Here is an 18,076-nt window from a genome sequence, read left to right on the forward strand (position 1 = left end):
AACAGTAAAATGTAAAAAGGGCGGAATGTAATTTCCGCCCTTATTTTTTTACCCAAATCGCTTATTTTTCATTTTTGATATTAGAGAAAATATTCGCCAAAATTGGACCCGATACATTGTGCCAGAAACTAAATAAGGCACTTGGTACCGCTGCAATTGGGTTGAAATGAGCAGCAGCTAATGCAGCACCTAAACCTGAGTTTTGCATACCTACTTCAATTGCTACAGCTTTACTATCCGCCGTATTAAGTTTAAATAATTTTGCTGCAAAGTAACCAATTAAATAGCCTAAGCAGTTATGTAAAACCACAACACTGAAAATTAATAGGCCTGATTCTACGATTTTATCCTTACTTACAGCTACTACCGCTGCCAAGATTAAGACAATAGAAATAACAGACACTAATGGCATAGTTTGGCTTGCTTGCTCCACTTGTTTTTTGAAGAGCGCACGAACAACTAAACCTAAGAAAATTGGGAACAATACCATTTTTAATACAGACATAAACATTGCGCCGGCATCAATATCTAACCATTGACTTGCTAATACATAGAAAATGGCAGGGGTTAATACTGGTGAAAGTAAGGTTGAGATTGTGGTACAAGCAACAGAAAGCGCAGTGTTACCTTTCGCTAAATAAGTCATTACGTTTGATGAAGTACCACCCGGGCAAGAACCGACAAGAATCACACCAACCGCTAAATCAGCAGGTAAATCAAAGGCTTTTGCTAATCCAAATGCGATAGCTGGCATAATGATAAATTGACCCGCTACACCAATGAATACAGATTTAGGGTGTTTAGCCACTTCACTGAAATCTGCAAAAGTTAAGGTAATCCCCATACCAAACATCACTAAACCTAAAAGGTAAGGAATGTATGGTGCAAAAATTTTGAATTGCTCCGGGAAGAGAAAGGCGAGAAGAGCAAAAACAATCGCCCATAGTGCGAAAGTTTTGCTCACAAAGTTAGTGAGTTTTAATAATGCTTGCATAGTTGCTTTCCTATTTTGTTAAAAAGAATGAAAAGAGCGGTCAATTTTAAAGACGTTTTTTTGAGATGTCTATGCCTAACTTGTTTGACAGAGAATTAGGAAGTCGTTGTTTGCCAAGCATTTTCATCAAGCAATTGACCAAAATGACTTTCTACAAGTAAGCGAGTAGTGTTATTTTGAGGATTGGTAAAGATCTCTCTTGGTGTGCCAGACTCGATAATTTCACCTTCATCCATTACTAAAACTTGATCGGCTATATGTTTGATAATGCCTAAATTTTGTCCAACATAAATATAGGAAATGCCTAAATGTTCTTGTAAATCTAAAATCAGATTAAGCAATTGAATACGCACAGAGGCATCTAATGTACTCAATGCATCATCAATAATAATGATCTCAGGTTGAAGAATCAGCGCACGAGCCAAGGCGATCCGCTGTTTTTGACTGACCGAAAGATGTTTAATTTTCAGATTCGTATAATCAGGATAAAGCCCTACCAATGAGAGCGTTTTAAAGATCTTTTCATTGCGAGTCTCTTCATCCCAATCGGTAATTAATCGTAGTGGTGCATCTAAGGCTTGTCCAATATTTAAACGCGGGTTAAACGCTGAATTTGCATCTTGGAAAACCATTCTGATATGCTGCGCACGATAGTGAAAATCTTCGAATTGTAATGGTAAATCATTAAATAAGATTTTTCCTGAAGCAGGGGGAGTTATCCCTGCGATCATTTTTACTAAGGTCGATTTACCCGAACCATTTTTACCGATAATCGCAAGCGTTTCTTTACGGTTAAGCGTAAAGCTGACGTCTTTTACCGCATAAAACTGCTCGAAACCAAAAAGTTTTGCGGGTTCATCAAAGGTTTTACTGAGATTTTCCACTTGTAATAATGGCATTATTCGTTTCCTTTTGATTCGGTATTGAGCGTAAGCGGTGAAGTTGCAATTTTATCCTTAAACTGCCGTTCTCGAAGATTAATCGGATGATGGCAGGAAAACTCATGCTGTTTAATGCGATATCGGCTTGGTTTTTGAATACATTCACGCTGAGCAAAAGGGCAGCGAGGTCCTAAACGACAACCAATCGGCATTTGTTCTAAAATCGGCACAGTCCCTTCTAATGTCCCTAATTTGCTTTTAAAACCTAAGGGGCGACTAAAATCGGGAACAGAGTAAAGCAATGCTTGTGTATAAGGATGATGAGGCATTTCTAATATTTGGTCGGTCGGCCCAGACTCTGTATTTTGCCCACAATAAAGAACGGAAATGCTATCACACCATTCACTGATACTTTTAAGATCGTTACTGGCTAATAAAATTGTTGTACCTTGGTTTTGGTTCATACTTGAAAGCAAACGGAAAATTTGCAATGCCGTAATGGACTCCAAAGAATTAGTGGGTTCATCCGCAATTAATAATCGAGGTTGATTCGCCACTGCTACGGCAATCATCACTTTTTGGCCTTCACCTTCAGTGAGCTCATTAGGATAACTCGCCATAATATCTTGGTGGTCTTTAATTCCTACACGGTGTAGTAATTCAATCGCACGACGTTTTTTCCAACCAAACCATTGCCACCAACGACCTTTAAAGGTCCAGTTTGGAATACTTTGGATAAGCTGTTTACCGATTTTTCGACTTGGATCTAGGCAGCTTAATGGATTTTGGAAAATCATTGAAATTTCTTTTCCAACGATTTTTCGACGTTGATTCGGCGTCAGTTTAAGCAATTCAACATCATTAAAACGAAAACGGTCAGCGGTGACAATCCAGTTATCTTTAATGGAATTACTGATTACTTTAGCGATTAAACTTTTACCTGAACCTGATTCACCGACGAGCCCTAGAATTTCCCCTTCATTAAGCGAAAGATTGACGCCGTCCACAATTTTCATGCGACCGTTTGGTGTTTGAATTTCAATATTAAGATTGCGAATATCTAACAGCGCCATGGGTTACTCGTAATATTTATTGATTGCTTTACACAATCCGTTAGTAAAAATAATGCTTAATAAAATGGTGAAAATAATAGCAAAGCCCGGTAATAAAACTGTCCAAGGGGCAAGATAAATCAGCTCTAACGAATCTTTAATCATTGCGCCCCATTCTGGCATTGGACGTTGTGCACCTAGAGAAATAAAGCTGAGAGCCGTAATATCTAAAATAGCGACCACAAATGCTCGAGAAATTTCTTGTGTATAGACGACACTAATATTCGGCAAGATTGTCGTTTTTAATAATTCCCAGTTTGAAATACCATCTAATTTCAGTAAGAGAACGTAGTCTTTCTTTAGTTCTTGCTGAATCGCTTGATAAATCGCATGAACAAAATACGGCAGAATAGCCAACAGAGTGGCAAACATGGCATTCATTAAGCTCGGTTCCATTAATGTAGAAATAATAATGGCAATCAGCAAAATGGGGATAGATAAAAATGCATCAAAAAAATGACCTAAGAAACGGGATTTAATCCCTTCTGACATACCGGCAAGAATACCTAATGCGCCACCAATAATTGCCACAGCAATGACCACTAAAAGAGAGGAACCGAGAGTATATTGTGTCCCCATAATTAATCGACTGAGTACATCACGACCAAGATCATCTGTACCAAAGAAAAAAGCAATACGACCTTTTTCTACCCAAGATGGCGGCATGAGTTCTTCTCCCACAAACTCCATGCTTTCGCTATAAGGCATAATGAGTTTCGGAAAAAGTGCGGTCAAAATCAGAAGACAAAATAAATAGAAACAGAATAATGCCACGCGATTCTGACGGAAAAGCAACCAAATCTGAAAGAAGGAGGTGCTTTCGCGAAATTCATCAGGTTCTCTATCTTGCATACCAGCCCTTCTTATTCAATGGATCTAACACAAACATGAGCAACTTGGCGAAGGTATCAATAATAATGATACAAATACCAATTACAACTACACCGGCAGAAATACTGTTGTAATCTTGTTGGGTTACGGCATCAATGAGCCAACGTCCAATTCCTGGCCAGCCTAATACCGTCTCAACCAACATACATTGCGTTAACACTAAGGTAAATACACGCGTAAGTTGTGGAATCAATAATGGAAAAGTATTGCGGAAAACATAACGTCTTAAAATCGTCCATTTTGACCAGCCACGTGTTGCTGCCGCTTTAGCGTATTCTTGTTGAAGTAAATAATCTGCCCGTTGCTGAATGATGCGGATAAATTCCATGGTCGGCAGAATACAAAGCACTAATGTAGGCAAGGCTAGATGTTGTAAAACATTTTGTACGATTTTAGTTCGGTAAGGCACATCTACAAACCACACATCAATAATAGGGAAACCCGTGATAGGTTTGATTTCATAGAGTAAATTATATTGCCCAATGGCTGCGATCTCCCAGCTTTGAATCGCTGCTACATAAAGCAAAATTGGCGCAAACCAGAAAATCGGAATAGACAAACCAACATTGGATATACTCTGCAATGTACGTGAAAAAACACGTTGATTATAGACCGCACTTAATACGCCGAGAGGAATACCTAAGATACAAGCCAATAAAAGTGCGGTAAAACAGAGTTCTAATGTGGGTGGTAATACCGTAAAAATTAAATTTTTTAAGGATTCTCCGCCGTTATAGGTAATCCCTAAATCACCCTGTAACAATGATGTAAGGTAATGATAATAAGCACTATAAATGTTATTTGTGACAAGATCGGCATTGAGCGGATCTCGCATTAAAATCACAAAACTTAATACGGATAAAATCAATAATAAAATGCTTACCCAAATCACATGACGGATCGCTGAAACGAGCATTATTTATTCTCCTTATTTTTCATGAAATACAAGGTAGAAAAATTGATGCTACCAAATGGGGTCATCTCAATTCCTTTAACATTGCCGCGAGCGACCAAAAGTCGTTTGACGTTTGCAATTGGCACAATAGGCAATTCGTTTAAGATGAGGTCTTGTGCATTGTTATATGCTTTAGAGCGCTCATATAAATGATTGGTCGCCAGTGCACGATTCATCATCTTATCAAATTCAGGATTACACCAATTTGATAAATTCGTGATTTCATTTTGCGTATCACAACTTAAAATCGGACGCATAAAACCGTCAGGATCAAGGTTTCCAGCAAGCCAACCCGTTAAGATTAAATCGTAATCTTCTGTGCCTTTGCGTAATTGTTCGATTAAATATGTCCGTGTGACTGACCGCACTTTAACATCCACGCCAGCTTTGGCTAAATCCCATTTAATGAGCTCCGCCATTTTAATTGGAGCAGGGTTATACACTTGTTCTTCATTCATCACCCACATATTTAACGTGAGTTTTTTATCGCGTAATGTTTTCTCTGCTTCTGCAGGCTGATAATCATAAGGAAAATCAGGCGTATTAATTGCCGAAGCCCAAGAAATTTCAGGAATAATGTTATTCGCCACCGTTGCTGTATTGTGGTAAATATTTTGCACAATTCTAAAACGGTTTAAGCTTTGTGAAATGGCTTGGCGAATGGTTTTATCCTGCATTAATGGCTTTTGGAAATTGAAAGCCAAATAGGCCAAGTTCATTCCATCTGTAGATTGTAGATAATAACGGTCGTCCTTTTCGCTTAACAAACCGAGCTGACTAACTTCAGGATAAGAGGCAATTTGGCATTCATTGTTAAAGAATTTAATTAAACGTCCTGTACGATCCGCAGAAAGATCCACAATAATATTCTTAATTTTGGCTTCTTTTTTCCAATAATCCTCATTGCGTACCAAGCGAACATATTGGTTATAAACATAATCTTTCACTTGATAAGGGCCCGTGCCAACAGGATGTGTATCCAATTGGGTGAGATTATCATCGGCACTTAATTGGTATGCATATTCTTGCGAGAAAATAATAGAGTATTGGCTAGCAAGATGGGACAGGATTGAGGCATCGGGTTCAAACAGGTCTATTTTGACCTGATAAGGATTCGTTGCCGTGATACTTTTAATTTTTTGATTCAGCTTAATGCTTTCAAAATACGGAAAGTGTACCTTCTTGGCTTGTTCGTGAAAGATTTTATATTGCGGATTTTTGTAGGTGACTACATCATCTGAGAGTGTTGGCAAGTAAGTATCATGACCTAAAACGCGATTAATCGAAAAGACCACATCTTCTGCATTAAAGTCACGCGTAGGCGTAAACCAAGGGGTATGATGGAATTTCACCCCTTTACGAAGATTAATGAGAATTTGTTTTCCATCAGATGAAATAGAATAAGATTGGGCTAATACAGGAACGAGTGCTGCACTATGATCTTTAATATCAAACAATTTGTTATAAATTTGCTCCGTCACCACATTCATACTGGTGCCAGCGTCTGCAGTTTGTGGATTAAAGGAAAAACCCGACGCATTTGTACAGTATGTTAAGCCGTTTTCTGTCAGCATTTTGGGTATGCTTGGCGCGGCTTGTGCCAGATTAATTTGGCTCAACCCACACAATAAAAAACAAAAAGTGACATTTCGACGTAACATAGCTTTATTATTAAAGACCGTTTTGTGATAAATTGAGTGAATTGTAAAATATCTTGGCAAAAATGGCTAGTTATTGGATTTTTAGGATATGTTTAAATCAATTAATCGGGAAATTAATCAAATAATCAATCGTGGATTTGACCGCACTTTGCGTTTGGCTGTGACAGGGCTAAGTCGAAGCGGTAAAACAGCCTTTATTACGAGTTTGATTAATCAATTGTTACATATTAATCAAGAGGCAAATGCGCATCTTCCTTTATTTGAGGCTGCTCGAAATCAATCTATTTTGGCAGTAAAACGAGTGCCTCAACAGGATTTAAGTATTCCACGTTTTGATTATGAAGCGAATCTCAATGATTTAATGAATAATCCACCACAGTGGTGCCAATCTACTCGAGGGGTAAGTGAAACACGCCTTGCTATTCGTTTTGAGCGCCAATCAGGTTTACTTCGTCATTTCAAAGAACGCGGCACATTATATTTAGATATTTTTGATTATCCAGGTGAATGGCTATTGGATTTACCTTTACTAAATCTAGACTTTCAAGAATGGTCACTAGAGCAAGCCAAAATTACATCGGGTATTCGTCAACAGTTTGCTCAAGATTGGTTGGATAAACTGAAAAAACTCGACCTAAGTGCGGTCGTCAATGAAGATGTTTTAGCGCAGATTGCAAAATCTTATACCGATTATTTACTAGCCTGCAAAGCTGAAGGAATGCAATTTATTCAACCTGGCCGATTTGTCTTGCCTGGGGAATTAGAAGGCGCACCGGTATTACAATTTTTCCCGTTATTGCATTTGTCGGAAGAACAATGGCAAAAACTGAAAAGAGAGGCGAAATCTAATAGCTATTTTTCAGTGTTGAATAAGCGATATGATCATTATCGTAATAAGGTGGTGAAAGGCTTTTATGAAAATTATTTTTCTACTTTTGATCGCCAGGTAATTTTAGCGGATTGCTTAACGCCACTGAATCATAGTCAACAAGCCTTTATCGATATGCAAACAGGACTTAATCAGCTTTTCAAAAATTTCCATTATGGAAAACGCAATTTACTTAATCGCTTGTTTTCTCCGAATATTGATAAGCTCATGTTTGTGGCAACAAAAGCCGATCATATCACGACAGATCAAATTCAAAACTTAATCAGCTTGATGCGCCAATTGGTGCAAGAAGGTGGTCGTCATGTTGAATTTGAAGGAATTGATACAGAATACACAGCCATTGCTGCGATTCGAGCGACAAAACAAGTTTTAGTTAATCAAACCGGTAAACAAATTAAAGCTATTCAAGGAGTGCGTTCTGTAGATAAGCAACTTATTACGCTTTATCCGGGGTCTGTACCAAGTAAACTACCTAGTGCAGAGTTCTGGTCAAAACAATCCTTTGATTTTGATTCCTTCGAACCTCAAGTTTTACAACAAGGTGAAAGCATCCCGCATTTAAGAATGGATGCCGTCTTGCAGTTTTTATTGGCGGATAGGTTTGATTGATAGAAAAATCAAATCAATTTAATTGTCAAATACTTAATATAAACCACTATTTTTTTACTGGTATTTAGGTAGAATCAATTCGAGTCTTTCTAAAGTAAAGGAGCTTATGATGAAAATGAAAACTCTCTTAGCATTAGCAATCAGCGGAATTTGTGCTGCTGGCGTGGCAAATGCACATGACCATATGGCAAAACCAGCAGGTCCTTCAATCGAAGTAAAAGTACAACAATTAGATCCTGCAAATGGTAACAAGGATGTAGGGACTGTAACTATTACTGAATCAAATTATGGTTTAGTATTTACACCAAATCTACAAGGTTTAGCTGAAGGTTTACATGGCTTCCACATTCATGAAAATCCAAGCTGTGATCCAAAAGAAAAAGACGGTAAATTAACTGCAGGTTTAGCGGCTGGCGGTCACTGGGATCCTAAAGGTGCAAAACAACACGGTTACCCATGGCAAGATGATGCTCACTTAGGTGACTTACCGGCTTTAACTGTATTACATGATGGTACCGCAACTAACCCTGTTTTAGCGCCACGTCTTAAAAAATTAGATGAAGTTCGTGGTCATTCTATTATGATTCACGCTGGTGGTGATAACCACTCAGATCATCCAGCTCCACTTGGCGGTGGCGGTCCACGTATGGCATGTGGCGTGATTAAATAAGTCGATTCTTAAAGATAAAAAAGTGCGGTCAATTTTGACCGCACTTTGTATTTAAACTCAACATCATACCTAGTCATTAGAGGTGGTTTGATAAACATAGTTAAAGTAGTAATATATTTAATAATGACTCTATGTATCGGGAGGAATATTGAAAACTAAGCTATTACTTCAATATCTTATATTTTGGGTAATTATATTTATTATTTGTTTTACATTTTCTACATTAGCGTTTAGTTTATTTGAGCTGCTTCTAAAGCTTGACAATTATTCTTTTTCTGACTTTAAGAAAATGGCATCTTTTTGGTTAAATGGCTCTGCTGCAATGGCGACTTTAGTTTTGATAATTGAAGCTAGAAATAAGCGGTGGTAATCTCGTCAATCTTTCAACAAGTACGAGTTTAAAAGTATTGGATAGATTGATATTTGAGTAGAATGTAATTTTAAATGCCCAGATATAAAGTGCGGTCAATTTTAATGAGTTTTAAAACTTCACAAAATTGACCGCACTTTTATTTTTCTAGCGCTTTATTTAACCACTTCCGCCGTATATTCCAATTTATGAATTGCATTAATTAACTGATCATCAGGAACTTTTGGATCTTCTACAACAGTCACAGTTCTATCTTTAATGGAGGCTTTAGTGGAAATCACGCCATCAATATTGCGTAACTCTTTATTCACTAAATAAGCACAAAGCTGGCAGTTCATTTCATTCACTCTTAGCACAACTTGCTTTGTTTCTTCCGCCTGTGCGACAGAGAAGGTGAATAATGAAAGCAAAAGTGCGGTCGTTAATTTCTTCATTTTTTGTTCCTAATTAGAAAGCTCTAAAATCCACGGTAAAATGGTTGGATAAGTTAAGAAAAAGAGCATGACGATAAATACAATCCAATACAAAACAATGAGCTTTTTACGGGAAATGTATTTGCTGCAAATGATTTTTTTGGAAAACATCAGCAACCAAAAGCCGTAGGCAAAGGCGCATAATGAAACGATAAGCATCGGAATACGCAAATAATCATATTCGCCTAAGCCAATTAACCATGTGGATGACACACCAAATACTAAATAAATTAATGGTGCGATGCAGCACAAAGTTGACGCCACCGCGGCACTAAGTGCGGTGGCTATGGCAACCCAAAAGGATTTATTAGAGTTTTTTAGAGACGTAGTCATATTTAAATTCTTTTGGATCAAAGGAATTTAACGGATCGCCACCTACTTCTGCATATGGATAGCCGAAGTTATTGATCGGAGCTAGTTCTGGTTGTGGATATAAATCAAAGTCGCGAGCATGGTTAAAGCCAACCCAGTTTGCTTCCCAGTTACCGAATAAGTATTTGGCAACGGCTTGTGTATCCTTATCGTCAACAGATTTTTTCTCTGCTAAACGCATTTTTGCTACGTCTGCAGAATCAACAGGTACCCAGCCGAATCCTGCAAGATAGAATTCAGCACGACAGTGCTGACCACCACTTACGTTTGCTACGCCATGTTCGTCCGCACTACCGAATGCACCTTTGGAATATTTGCCCATTTTATCCGCCGCACCTAAACGAATACCAAAAATTTCACGAGCAGGAATGCCGCTGGCTCGAGCAAGTGCAACGAAAACAGAGTTAATATCGGTACATTTGCCTTTTAACACACCAGTGGTCAGAATTTTTTCTACATCACCATCGCCACAGCCTAAAACAGAATTATCACGTTCCATATTGTTGACGATCCATTGGTGAATCAACTCAGCTTTTTTCAATGGATTTGTTTCAGTGCCTACAATCTTATCGGCGAACTGTTTCACAATACCATCTGTTTTAATATGTTGAGTCGGTTTTAAATATTCTTGTACATCAACAGAATAGTGAACATCTTTTGGTGGCTTGTAATTTGTCAACGCACCTTTAACCATTGGTTCGCGATCTTTGGTTTCAATCACCATTGTGATTTTTAAATCGCGTTTTTGTGCATCTTTATCCCAAGTCGCAAAGAGCGTTTTCGCACCATATTTGTTGTTTTCTGTCACATAGGCATCCAAATAGTTACCTTCAAAATGGATAGATTTTACCTGTTGATACTCGCCATTAAACGGTAAAGGCACCCACAGATTCGCTTGTCCTTGCGAACCTTTTGGCGCAACTAAGTCATAGGTTTGAGTGAATTCATACAGATGAGAATCGGTATTGTAGTTTGGAATGTCGGTATTGGCGTAAGCCATAGAACATGCGGAGAGCACCGCAGTGGCGATAAGTTTCTTCATAAAAAGATCCTTCTAGTTAGTTAACAGTTAAAACTTAACACATTAGATAAACTAATTGTGGACAATGGATATAGTAGCTTATTTTATTTTCTAGTCAATATTGCTTTTTTATTTCAGCCATTTAAGATTTACTAAAGAAATTCGAAGTAAAATACCGTTTCTATTTTTATTGGAAAGAATAATGAAAAAACAAATTTTCACACAATCTCACCAACCCGAAGAGGAAGAAATTCTGCCTAAGCAAGAATTTCATAATGTTGAAACCACCATTGATAACGAACCTTTAGAAGGGGAGTTGTTGGACGAGCAATTTGAGCAAATTGTGAAGCCTAAATCGAGTGGTTGGAAAACGGCTTTGAAATTGACCGCACTTTTATTTTTAGGGGCGACGGTTGCACAATCTGTTCAATGGATTTGGGATAGTTATCAAAATCAACAATGGATTTACCTTGCTTTTGCGTTAGTGAGTTTTGTCGTTGTGTTGTTTGGTTTATCTGAAATCATCGCAGAATGGCGACGTTTGGTGAAACTCAAAAAGCGTTTGAATTTACAAGAACAAAGTCAGCGATTAATAGGTGAAAGTGCGGTTAAAAATCATCAAGTTTTTTCTGAACAGGATGGTGAGAAAGGAAGAGCCTTGTGTTTATCGATTGCCGATACCTTAAAATTGGATTCGCAACATCCTGCAATTGTCCAATGGGAAAAGCAGCTTAATGAAAGTTATTCTGCTCGCGAAGTTACCCATTTATTTAGTCAAACAGTGTTACAGTCTTTTGATAAAAAAGCGAAAAAACTGATTACTAAAATGGCAGCAGAATCCGCTGTGATTGTGGCAATCAGTCCTTTAGCCATTATTGATATGTTTTTTATTGCGTGGCGAAATATTCGTTTAATCAATAAAATTGCAGCGATTTATGGGATTGAGCTAGGGTATTTTACCCGTCTTCGCTTACTTAGAATGGTGTTAGTGAATCTTGCTTTTGCAGGAGCAACGGAGATTGTGCAAGATTTAGGCATGGATTGGCTTTCGCAAGATATTACCGCGAAACTTTCTACGCGAGCAGCGCAGGGGATTGGAGTAGGATTATTAACAGCTCGATTGGGCATTAAGGCTATGGAGTTTTGTCGCCCATTGGCATTTGAGAAAGCCGAAAAACCAAAACTTTCTCATGTGCAAAAAGAATTGTTGACGGTAATGAAAGATACGGTACTTGGCAAGACGAAAGTGAAAGAAAAAGAAGAAGTGTAATAAAAAAGTGCGGTTAAAATTGACCGCACTTTTTTTGTATAAGAGATGATTAAAGTCCCGCTTTTAAGCTTGCTTCAATAAAGCGGTCAAGATCGCCATCTAGCACGGCTTGTGTATTACGATTTTCAACGCCTGTGCGGAGATCCTTAATACGTGCATCATCTAACACATAAGAACGAATTTGGCTGCCCCAACCAATATCAGATTTATTATCTTCCATCGCTTGTTTATCCGCATTTTTCTTTTGTAACTCAAGCTCATACAATTTCGCTTTTAACTGCTTCATGGCTTGATCTTTATTTTTGTGTTGAGAACGATCGTTTTGACATTGCACGACAATTCCACTTGGCATGTGAGTAATACGCACCGCACTTTCAGTTTTATTGACGTGCTGACCACCCGCACCAGATGCACGATAAACATCAATACGTAAATCAGCCGGATTAATTTCAATATCAATATCGTCATCAATTTCAGGATAAACGAAAGCCGCTGCAAACGATGTATGACGTCGATTATTAGAGTCGAATGGGCTTTTGCGCACTAAACGATGAATACCAGTTTCTGTGCGTAACCAACCGAAAGCATATTCGCCACTGACACGAATCGTCGCTGATTTTAAACCTGCGACATCACCATCAGAGACTTCCATTAATTCTGTTTTAAAGCCTTTGCTTTCAGCCCAACGAAGGTACATGCGAAGTAACATTTCCGTCCAGTCTTGCGCTTCTGTTCCACCAGAACCTGCTTGTAAATCGACATAACAATCGCATGCATCATGTTCACCGCTAAACATACGTCGGAATTCGAGTTTTGCAAGTTGTTGTTCAAGCTCATCTAATTCAGCAACGGCCTCATTGAAGGTCTCTTCATCTTCAGCTTCAATAGCTAACTCAAGCAGTCCTTCAACATCTTCTAAACCTTGTTCTAAATTCTTGATGGTATCAACCACTTGTTCAAGTGAAACGCGTTCTTTCCCAAGCGCTTGGGCTTTTTCAGGTTCGTTCCACACATCGGGTTGTTCTAATTCGGCATTAACTTCTTCTAAACGCTCAACTTTTGCGTCGAAGTCAAAGATACCCCCGAAGCACAGAAGTGCGCTCGGAAAGATCAGCGATTTTGTTTTTGATTGGATTAATTTCAAACATAATGATTAAGTTTTTAAGCTAAATTGGGGATAAATTATAAAGGATATGCTTAGGGTTGGGTAGATTATAGAGAAACAAAAAACCTTATTTATTTCAGAAATAAATAAGGTTTAAGTATGATTAAAAAGAATAAAATTATTCTTCAGCAGGGAATTTTTCTTCTAATTGATCTGCTAATTTGTCAATAGCATCGTCTTTTGCGTTTGCTTTTGCGACAGCTTCAGGAACTTTACCAGCATTGTCAAGAGATGGTGATTTGACTTGAGATAAAATTAGTTGAACCACTTCTTTTTCAGCATCTACGTATTCTTTATACATAGAAACAAGTGGTGAAACTTCTTCACTTTTAATGCCCAAAGCTTCTAATTCTGCTACATTTTCTGCTGCTTGTTTATCAAATGCTGCAACAGCCGCTTCAGTTTCAGTTGCATTGCTAGTTGCTGAAGCCGCACCTACTGCATCAAAACTTGCTTCAAGTTTTTTGCTTGCTGTTTCTTCCCACGCTTGAAACTTTTTCACTTCTTCAGCTTGTTGAGATGCAGCAAATGCACTGATAGAAGTGAAAGTTAATGCTGCGATAGCTGTCATTTTTAATAAATTTTTCATTGAGATAACCTCTTTTGAATAAAATAAAATTTGTACCCCTACATGAGTACGTTGCGCATTGTAAAAAAATGTAGTGATTTCGTCAACTATTTAATTGAGTTTTTTAGTTGGTTATTTTTTTAGGAATAACAATTTTGCATAAATTCTCAATTACTTTATAATTTGCGCTTATTTTCATAAATTTAGGAACAAAGAAATATGAAGAAATTACTCACCGCACTTTTAATCACTGCTTCTGCCACTGCAATGGCGAGTGATGCTGAGATTAAATCGAAGTTACAGGCATTAGGTGCGAAAAATATTGAGGTGAAAGATTCACCGGTAAAAGGCCTTAAAACAGCTGTGACTGATCAAGGTATTTTATATGTGAGCGAAAATGGTCAATATGTTTTGCAAGGCAAAATGTATGAATTAACAAATAAAGGCCCGGTTGATGTAGCGGGTAAGTTTTTAGCGGATAAAGTGAATGCATTAAAAAGCGAAATGATCGTTTATCCTGCAAAAAATGAAAAATATGTTGTGACTGTATTCATGGATATTACTTGTCATTATTGCCATATCCTTCATCAACAAGTGAAAGAATATAATGATTTAGGTATTACCGTTCGTTATCTTGCATTCCCGCGTGCTGGAATGAATGAAACAGCTCGCCAAATGGAAGCAATTTGGACATCGAAAGATCCTGTATTTGCATTGAACGAAGCAGAAAAAGGTAACTTACCGAAAGAATTAAAAACACCTAACATTGTGAAAAGACACTATGATTTAGGTGTACAACTCGGTGTGCAAGGTACACCAAGTATTGTGACTTCAACAGGTGAATTGATTGGGGGATATTTAAAACCCAAAGATTTATTAGCTGCTTTGAAGGAATCAGCACAATAATTTTTAGTAGTGAGGGCGTATTGTATACGCCCTTTAAATATTTATATCATCAAAGTGCATATTGTAATTTCTTTGGATGATAATTTTAAATAACAAAATACCGTGAAAAAACTCATCAAACGTCGTGAAATTCCTGCCGGAAATTCTGTTTCAGATAATGCATTACTCGATCGTCTCTATCGTTCTCGCCATATTAAAAACAGCCAAGAATTAGACCGCACTTTGCAATCAATGCTGAATCCCAATCAATTACACGGTATTCAACACGCTGTGAGCTTATTGGTTGATGCTTATCAACAGCAACAAAAGATTGTTATCGTCGGCGATTTTGATGCAGACGGGGCTACGAGTACGGCGCTTTCAGTGTTAGCTTTACGTATGCTTGGCTTTACTGATGTGGAATATCTGGTGCCAAATCGTTTTGAGCAAGGCTATGGTTTGAGTGTGCCAGTTGCTGAAATGGCAATGGAAAAAGGCGTGCAGTTATTAATGACGGTAGATAACGGAGTATCGTCTTTTGAGGGCGTGGCGTATTTAAAAGAGCAAAGTGTAAAGGTGTTGATTACCGATCACCACTTGCCACCAGAAATCCTGCCGAATGCTGATGCCATTGTTAATCCAAATTTGCAACAATGTGATTTTCCTTCAAAATGTTTAGCCGGTGTAGGCGTGGCGTTTTATTTAATGCTCGCTTTACGAGCCAAATTTCGCGAGTTAGGTATTTTTACGGCTGAAACACAGCCTAATTTTACTGAATTACTGGATTTAGTCGCGCTCGGCACGATTGCGGATGTTGTTCCTCTTGATCAAAATAACCGTATTTTAGCTTATCAAGGGTTGATGCGAATTCGTGCGAAGCGTTGTCGACCAGGAATTATTGCTCTCGCTGAAGTGGCTAATCGAGAAGTTGAAAAACTTTGCTCAGCTGATTTGGGCTTTGCGATTGCACCGCGTTTAAATGCTGCGGGCCGATTAGACAATATGTCTGTTGGTGTGGAGTTATTACTTGCAGAAAGTATGCAAGAGGCAAGAGCGCAAGCCTTAGATTTGGATAGTTTAAATCAAGCTAGAAAAGAAATTGAGCAAGGCATGAAGTTAGAAGCCTTAGAAATTTGCCGAAATCTCACCGCGCTTTCTGATGAATTACCGATGGGGATAGCCTTATTCCAGCCAGATTGGCATCAAGGCGTATTAGGCATTGTGGCTTCTCGTGTAAAAGATCAATACCATCGACCAGTCATTGCGTTTGCGCAAGATCAAGAAGGCATTTTAAAAGGTTCTGCACGTTCAATTGAAGGCTTGCATATGCGCGATGTATTAGAGCGTATTCATTCCCAACATCCTGATATGATTTTAAAATTTGGCGGTCATGCCATGGCAGCAGGATTAAGCATTAAAGAAAGCTTTTTCCCTGATTTTCAAAAGATTTTTAATCAAACGGTGCAAGATTGGTTAAATGAAGATCAATTACAAGGTGTAATTTGGACGGATGGCGAACTTCAAGCAAATGAATTTAGTATTGAAACAGCAGAAGTGATAAAATCTGGCGGACCTTGGGGACAAGCTTTTCCTGAGCCTGTTTTTGATGGTGAATTTAAAATTTTTGAGCAACGCGCGATCGGGCAAAATCAAAATCATTTAAAAATGCTCGTTGAGCCTAAAAATGGTGGTCCATTATTAGATGCCATTGCGTTTAATATCGATACTCGGTATTATCCCGATTTGTCGATTAAGCAGGCAAAATTTGCTTATAAGTTAGAAATTAATGAGTTTCGAGGAAATCGAAACCTCCAATTATTAGTCGATTATATTGAACCAATTGGTTAATTTATGAAAAAAGTTTGGCAGAATAAATTATTAAAAGGATCCTTTGCAATGATATTGCTGAGTGTGACGAATGTCGCATTTGGTGAAGTCAGTGCAAAGGATTTTTCTGCCAAAAATCCACCGCACTTACCACCAGCGAATGTGGCTCAGTTTGAAGATGGTCGAGATTATTTTTCATATCAAGAACCGATTGAACAAGCCAAAAGAAGCGATCGTAAAATTCCGATCCAGTTTTTCTTTGATTATGATTGTCGAGTTTGTTCTTCAGCCCAAGACATTTTGCAGCTTTATAGCCAAATTCGCCCAAATAAAGTGGCATTAGATGAATACCCGGTTGCTACGAATGAAGCAAAATTTTCAGCGACAATATTTTATACCTTACAACGTTTAAAAGTAGGTGAGTTGTCAGATACGCTGTTATTTGAAACCTCTGAAAAGGCACGTTATACCGAATTATCGTCATTAGATAAGATGCGTGAATGGATAGTCTCGCAAGGGATCAGTAAAGCTGAATTTAATAAAATCGTGCATTCTGCTGAAGTAAAAGAAGATGTGAATAATGCCATTAATTTAACAGAAGAATATGGCGTATTTACGTTCCCTTATGTGGTTGTGGGCGGAAAATATGTGCTCACCGCGAGTACATTGTATAACGATGATTATGGCGTTGCGGTATTAGATTTTTTAGTGAATAAACTCGAACAAGAAAGGAAAAAATAATGAAAATCGGGATTGTTGGTGCAATGGCACAAGAAGTGGAAATTTTATCCCAATTAATGACAGATAAAAAAGAAACAAAAGTGGCAAGTGCGGTCATTTTTGAAGGCAAAATTAACGGTAAAGAAGTCGCACTATTGCAATCAGGGATAGGTAAGGTCGCTGCGGCTATTGGTACTACCGCTTTATTGCAATTGGCTAAACCGGATGTGGTCTTAAATACAGGCTCAGCAGGCGGTGTCGCAAAAGGTTTAAAAGTGGGGGATATCGTTATTTCAGATGAAACCCGCTATCACGATGCCGATGTGACAGCATTTGGCTATGAAAAAGGTCAATTACCTGCGAATCCTGCGGCTTTTCTTTCAGATAAAAAATTAGCGGATTTAGCAGACGAAATAGGCCAATCACAAGGGCAAAATGTGAAACGTGGTTTAATTTGTTCGGGTGATAGTTTTATTAATAACGAAGAAAAAATTGCTCAAATTAAAGCGGATTTTCCCAATGTGACAGCCGTAGAAATGGAAGCCACAGCAATTGCACAAGTTTGTCATGCCTTTAACGTACCTTTTGTGGTCGTTCGAGCTATTTCTGATGCAGGCGATGGCGAAGCAAGTATGTCATTTGAGGAATTCCTTCCACTTGCAGCAAAACAATCCTCGGCATTGGTGTTGGCAATGGTAGATAGGCTATAATAGTGCTTTATAATCTTTAAATAAGATGATTAA

18 protein-coding genes are annotated in these 18,076 nt (G+C 38.1%); 7 read left to right on the forward strand and 11 right to left on the reverse strand.

Annotation, left to right across the window (positions count from 1 at the left end; translation table 11 throughout):
- Positions 1-61 precede the first annotated feature (61 nt).
- The 6 genes from DPV85_RS03780 to DPV85_RS03805 all read right to left on the reverse strand — a co-directional run bounded on the left by DPV85_RS03780 (position 62) and on the right by DPV85_RS03805 (position 6,494).
- Positions 62-994 carry a bile acid:sodium symporter family protein gene (locus DPV85_RS03780; protein ID WP_049365906.1) on the reverse strand — a complete coding sequence of 311 codons (933 nt, stop codon included), beginning with the start codon at positions 992-994 and terminating at the stop codon, positions 62-64.
- Positions 995-1,089: 95 nt separating this feature from the next.
- Positions 1,090-1,893, reverse strand: a complete 804-nt coding sequence (locus tag DPV85_RS03785; protein WP_049365905.1) for a peptide ABC transporter ATP-binding protein — start codon at positions 1,891-1,893, stop codon at positions 1,090-1,092.
- Positions 1,893-2,948 (reverse strand): peptide ABC transporter ATP-binding protein, encoded by a 1,056-nt coding sequence (locus tag DPV85_RS03790; RefSeq protein WP_049365904.1) that lies wholly within the window; start codon positions 2,946-2,948, stop codon positions 1,893-1,895. Before DPV85_RS03790 ends, DPV85_RS03785 begins: the two co-directional genes overlap by 1 nt.
- A 3-nt stretch (positions 2,949-2,951) precedes the next feature.
- Positions 2,952-3,839 (reverse strand): ABC transporter permease subunit, encoded by an 888-nt coding sequence (locus DPV85_RS03795; protein WP_049365903.1) that lies wholly within the window; start codon positions 3,837-3,839, stop codon positions 2,952-2,954.
- Positions 3,829-4,794 (reverse strand): ABC transporter permease, encoded by a 966-nt coding sequence (locus DPV85_RS03800; RefSeq protein ID WP_111327111.1) that lies wholly within the window; start codon positions 4,792-4,794, stop codon positions 3,829-3,831. Before DPV85_RS03800 ends, DPV85_RS03795 begins: the two co-directional genes overlap by 11 nt.
- A complete protein-coding gene (locus tag DPV85_RS03805; protein ID WP_111327112.1) occupies positions 4,794-6,494 on the reverse strand; it encodes an ABC transporter substrate-binding protein in 1,701 nt (566 codons plus the stop codon). Before DPV85_RS03805 ends, DPV85_RS03800 begins: the two co-directional genes overlap by 1 nt.
- Positions 6,495-6,582: 88 nt before the next feature.
- Here DPV85_RS03805 and DPV85_RS03810 point away from each other — a divergent pair, with 88 nt between their 5' ends.
- Positions 6,583-7,992: a YcjX family GTP-binding protein gene (locus DPV85_RS03810; RefSeq protein ID WP_111327113.1), complete on the forward strand. Its 1,410-nt coding sequence runs from the start codon at positions 6,583-6,585 to the stop codon at positions 7,990-7,992.
- Between the two features lie 109 nt (positions 7,993-8,101).
- Entirely contained in the window at positions 8,102-8,662 is a 561-nt protein-coding gene (gene sodC / locus DPV85_RS03815; protein ID WP_005695896.1) for a superoxide dismutase family protein, read from the forward strand.
- A gap of 525 nt (positions 8,663-9,187) precedes the next feature.
- Here the strand turns inward: sodC and DPV85_RS03825 are convergent.
- Genes DPV85_RS03825 through DPV85_RS03835 form a run of 3 tightly spaced genes read right to left on the reverse strand, consistent with a single transcriptional unit; the run spans position 9,188 to position 10,919 of the window.
- Positions 9,188-9,466: a heavy-metal-associated domain-containing protein gene (locus tag DPV85_RS03825; protein ID WP_111327115.1), complete on the reverse strand. Its 279-nt coding sequence runs from the start codon at positions 9,464-9,466 to the stop codon at positions 9,188-9,190.
- A 9-nt stretch (positions 9,467-9,475) separates the two neighbouring features.
- Positions 9,476-9,838 (reverse strand): mercuric transporter MerT family protein, encoded by a 363-nt coding sequence (locus DPV85_RS03830; protein WP_165816469.1) that lies wholly within the window; start codon positions 9,836-9,838, stop codon positions 9,476-9,478.
- Positions 9,813-10,919, reverse strand: a complete 1,107-nt coding sequence (locus DPV85_RS03835) for a transglutaminase-like domain-containing protein (RefSeq protein WP_111316096.1) — start codon at positions 10,917-10,919, stop codon at positions 9,813-9,815. Before DPV85_RS03835 ends, DPV85_RS03830 begins: the two co-directional genes overlap by 26 nt.
- 181 nt (positions 10,920-11,100) lie before the next feature.
- Here DPV85_RS03835 and DPV85_RS03840 point away from each other — a divergent pair, with 181 nt between their 5' ends.
- Positions 11,101-12,168, forward strand: a complete 1,068-nt coding sequence (locus tag DPV85_RS03840) for a TIGR01620 family protein (protein ID WP_111327116.1) — start codon at positions 11,101-11,103, stop codon at positions 12,166-12,168.
- Positions 12,169-12,217: 49 nt separating this feature from the next.
- On the opposite strand, the gene prfB is transcribed toward DPV85_RS03840, so the two are convergent.
- Together prfB and DPV85_RS03850 are read right to left on the reverse strand one after the other, a co-directional pair.
- Positions 12,218-13,316 (reverse strand): peptide chain release factor 2 gene (gene prfB, locus DPV85_RS03845; protein ID WP_111327117.1). Its coding sequence is split into 2 segments (ribosomal slippage): positions 12,218-13,240 and positions 13,242-13,316, totalling 1,098 coding nucleotides; the frame shifts between segments, so codons are not numbered across the junction.
- A 135-nt stretch (positions 13,317-13,451) separates the two neighbouring features.
- The gene (locus DPV85_RS03850; protein WP_111327118.1) at positions 13,452-13,922 is read right to left on the reverse strand and encodes a PM1805 family lipoprotein; all 471 of its coding nucleotides are present in this window, start codon (positions 13,920-13,922) and stop codon (positions 13,452-13,454) included.
- Positions 13,923-14,120: 198 nt separating this feature from the next.
- Between DPV85_RS03850 and dsbC the strand changes: the two genes are divergently transcribed.
- From dsbC to mtnN, 4 genes are all read left to right on the forward strand, one after another.
- Positions 14,121-14,807, forward strand: coding sequence for a bifunctional protein-disulfide isomerase/oxidoreductase DsbC (gene dsbC / locus DPV85_RS03855; protein WP_111327119.1), 687 nt, complete (start codon positions 14,121-14,123; stop codon positions 14,805-14,807).
- A gap of 102 nt (positions 14,808-14,909) precedes the next feature.
- Positions 14,910-16,634, forward strand: a complete 1,725-nt coding sequence (gene recJ / locus DPV85_RS03860; protein ID WP_111327120.1) for a single-stranded-DNA-specific exonuclease RecJ — start codon at positions 14,910-14,912, stop codon at positions 16,632-16,634.
- A gap of 48 nt (positions 16,635-16,682) precedes the next feature.
- Complete coding sequence (locus DPV85_RS03865; RefSeq protein ID WP_243584643.1) at positions 16,683-17,354, forward strand: thiol:disulfide interchange protein DsbA/DsbL; 672 nt, start codon at positions 16,683-16,685, stop codon at positions 17,352-17,354.
- A complete protein-coding gene (gene mtnN, locus DPV85_RS03870; protein ID WP_111327122.1) occupies positions 17,354-18,043 on the forward strand; it encodes a 5'-methylthioadenosine/S-adenosylhomocysteine nucleosidase in 690 nt (229 codons plus the stop codon). The genes DPV85_RS03865 and mtnN overlap by 1 nt, the downstream gene beginning before the upstream one ends.
- Positions 18,044-18,076: the final 33 nt, after the last annotated feature.

The sequence above is a fragment of the Haemophilus parainfluenzae genome (assembly GCF_003252725.1).
GTDB classification, from domain to species: Bacteria; Pseudomonadota; Gammaproteobacteria; order Enterobacterales; family Pasteurellaceae; genus Haemophilus_D; species Haemophilus_D parainfluenzae_L.

Coding starts and splice junctions, on each gene's coding strand:
- DPV85_RS03780 (WP_049365906.1), bottom strand. CDS start 994: ATGCAAGCATTATTAAAACTCACTAACTTTGTGAGCAAAACTTTCGCA.
- DPV85_RS03785 (WP_049365905.1), bottom strand. CDS start 1,893: ATGCCATTATTACAAGTGGAAAATCTCAGTAAAACCTTTGATGAACCC.
- DPV85_RS03790 (WP_049365904.1), bottom strand. CDS start 2,948: ATGGCGCTGTTAGATATTCGCAATCTTAATATTGAAATTCAAACACCA.
- DPV85_RS03795 (WP_049365903.1), bottom strand. CDS start 3,839: ATGCAAGATAGAGAACCTGATGAATTTCGCGAAAGCACCTCCTTCTTT.
- DPV85_RS03800 (WP_111327111.1), bottom strand. CDS start 4,794: ATGCTCGTTTCAGCGATCCGTCATGTGATTTGGGTAAGCATTTTATTA.
- DPV85_RS03805 (WP_111327112.1), bottom strand. CDS start 6,494: ATGTTACGTCGAAATGTCACTTTTTGTTTTTTATTGTGTGGGTTGAGC.
- DPV85_RS03810 (WP_111327113.1), top strand. CDS start 6,583: ATGTTTAAATCAATTAATCGGGAAATTAATCAAATAATCAATCGTGGA.
- sodC (WP_005695896.1), top strand. CDS start 8,102: ATGAAAATGAAAACTCTCTTAGCATTAGCAATCAGCGGAATTTGTGCT.
- DPV85_RS03825 (WP_111327115.1), bottom strand. CDS start 9,466: ATGAAGAAATTAACGACCGCACTTTTGCTTTCATTATTCACCTTCTCT.
- DPV85_RS03830 (WP_165816469.1), bottom strand. CDS start 9,838: ATGACTACGTCTCTAAAAAACTCTAATAAATCCTTTTGGGTTGCCATA.
- DPV85_RS03835 (WP_111316096.1), bottom strand. CDS start 10,919: ATGAAGAAACTTATCGCCACTGCGGTGCTCTCCGCATGTTCTATGGCT.
- DPV85_RS03840 (WP_111327116.1), top strand. CDS start 11,101: ATGAAAAAACAAATTTTCACACAATCTCACCAACCCGAAGAGGAAGAA.
- DPV85_RS03850 (WP_111327118.1), bottom strand. CDS start 13,922: ATGAAAAATTTATTAAAAATGACAGCTATCGCAGCATTAACTTTCACT.
- dsbC (WP_111327119.1), top strand. CDS start 14,121: ATGAAGAAATTACTCACCGCACTTTTAATCACTGCTTCTGCCACTGCA.
- DPV85_RS03865 (WP_243584643.1), top strand. CDS start 16,683: ATGATATTGCTGAGTGTGACGAATGTCGCATTTGGTGAAGTCAGTGCA.
- mtnN (WP_111327122.1), top strand. CDS start 17,354: ATGAAAATCGGGATTGTTGGTGCAATGGCACAAGAAGTGGAAATTTTA.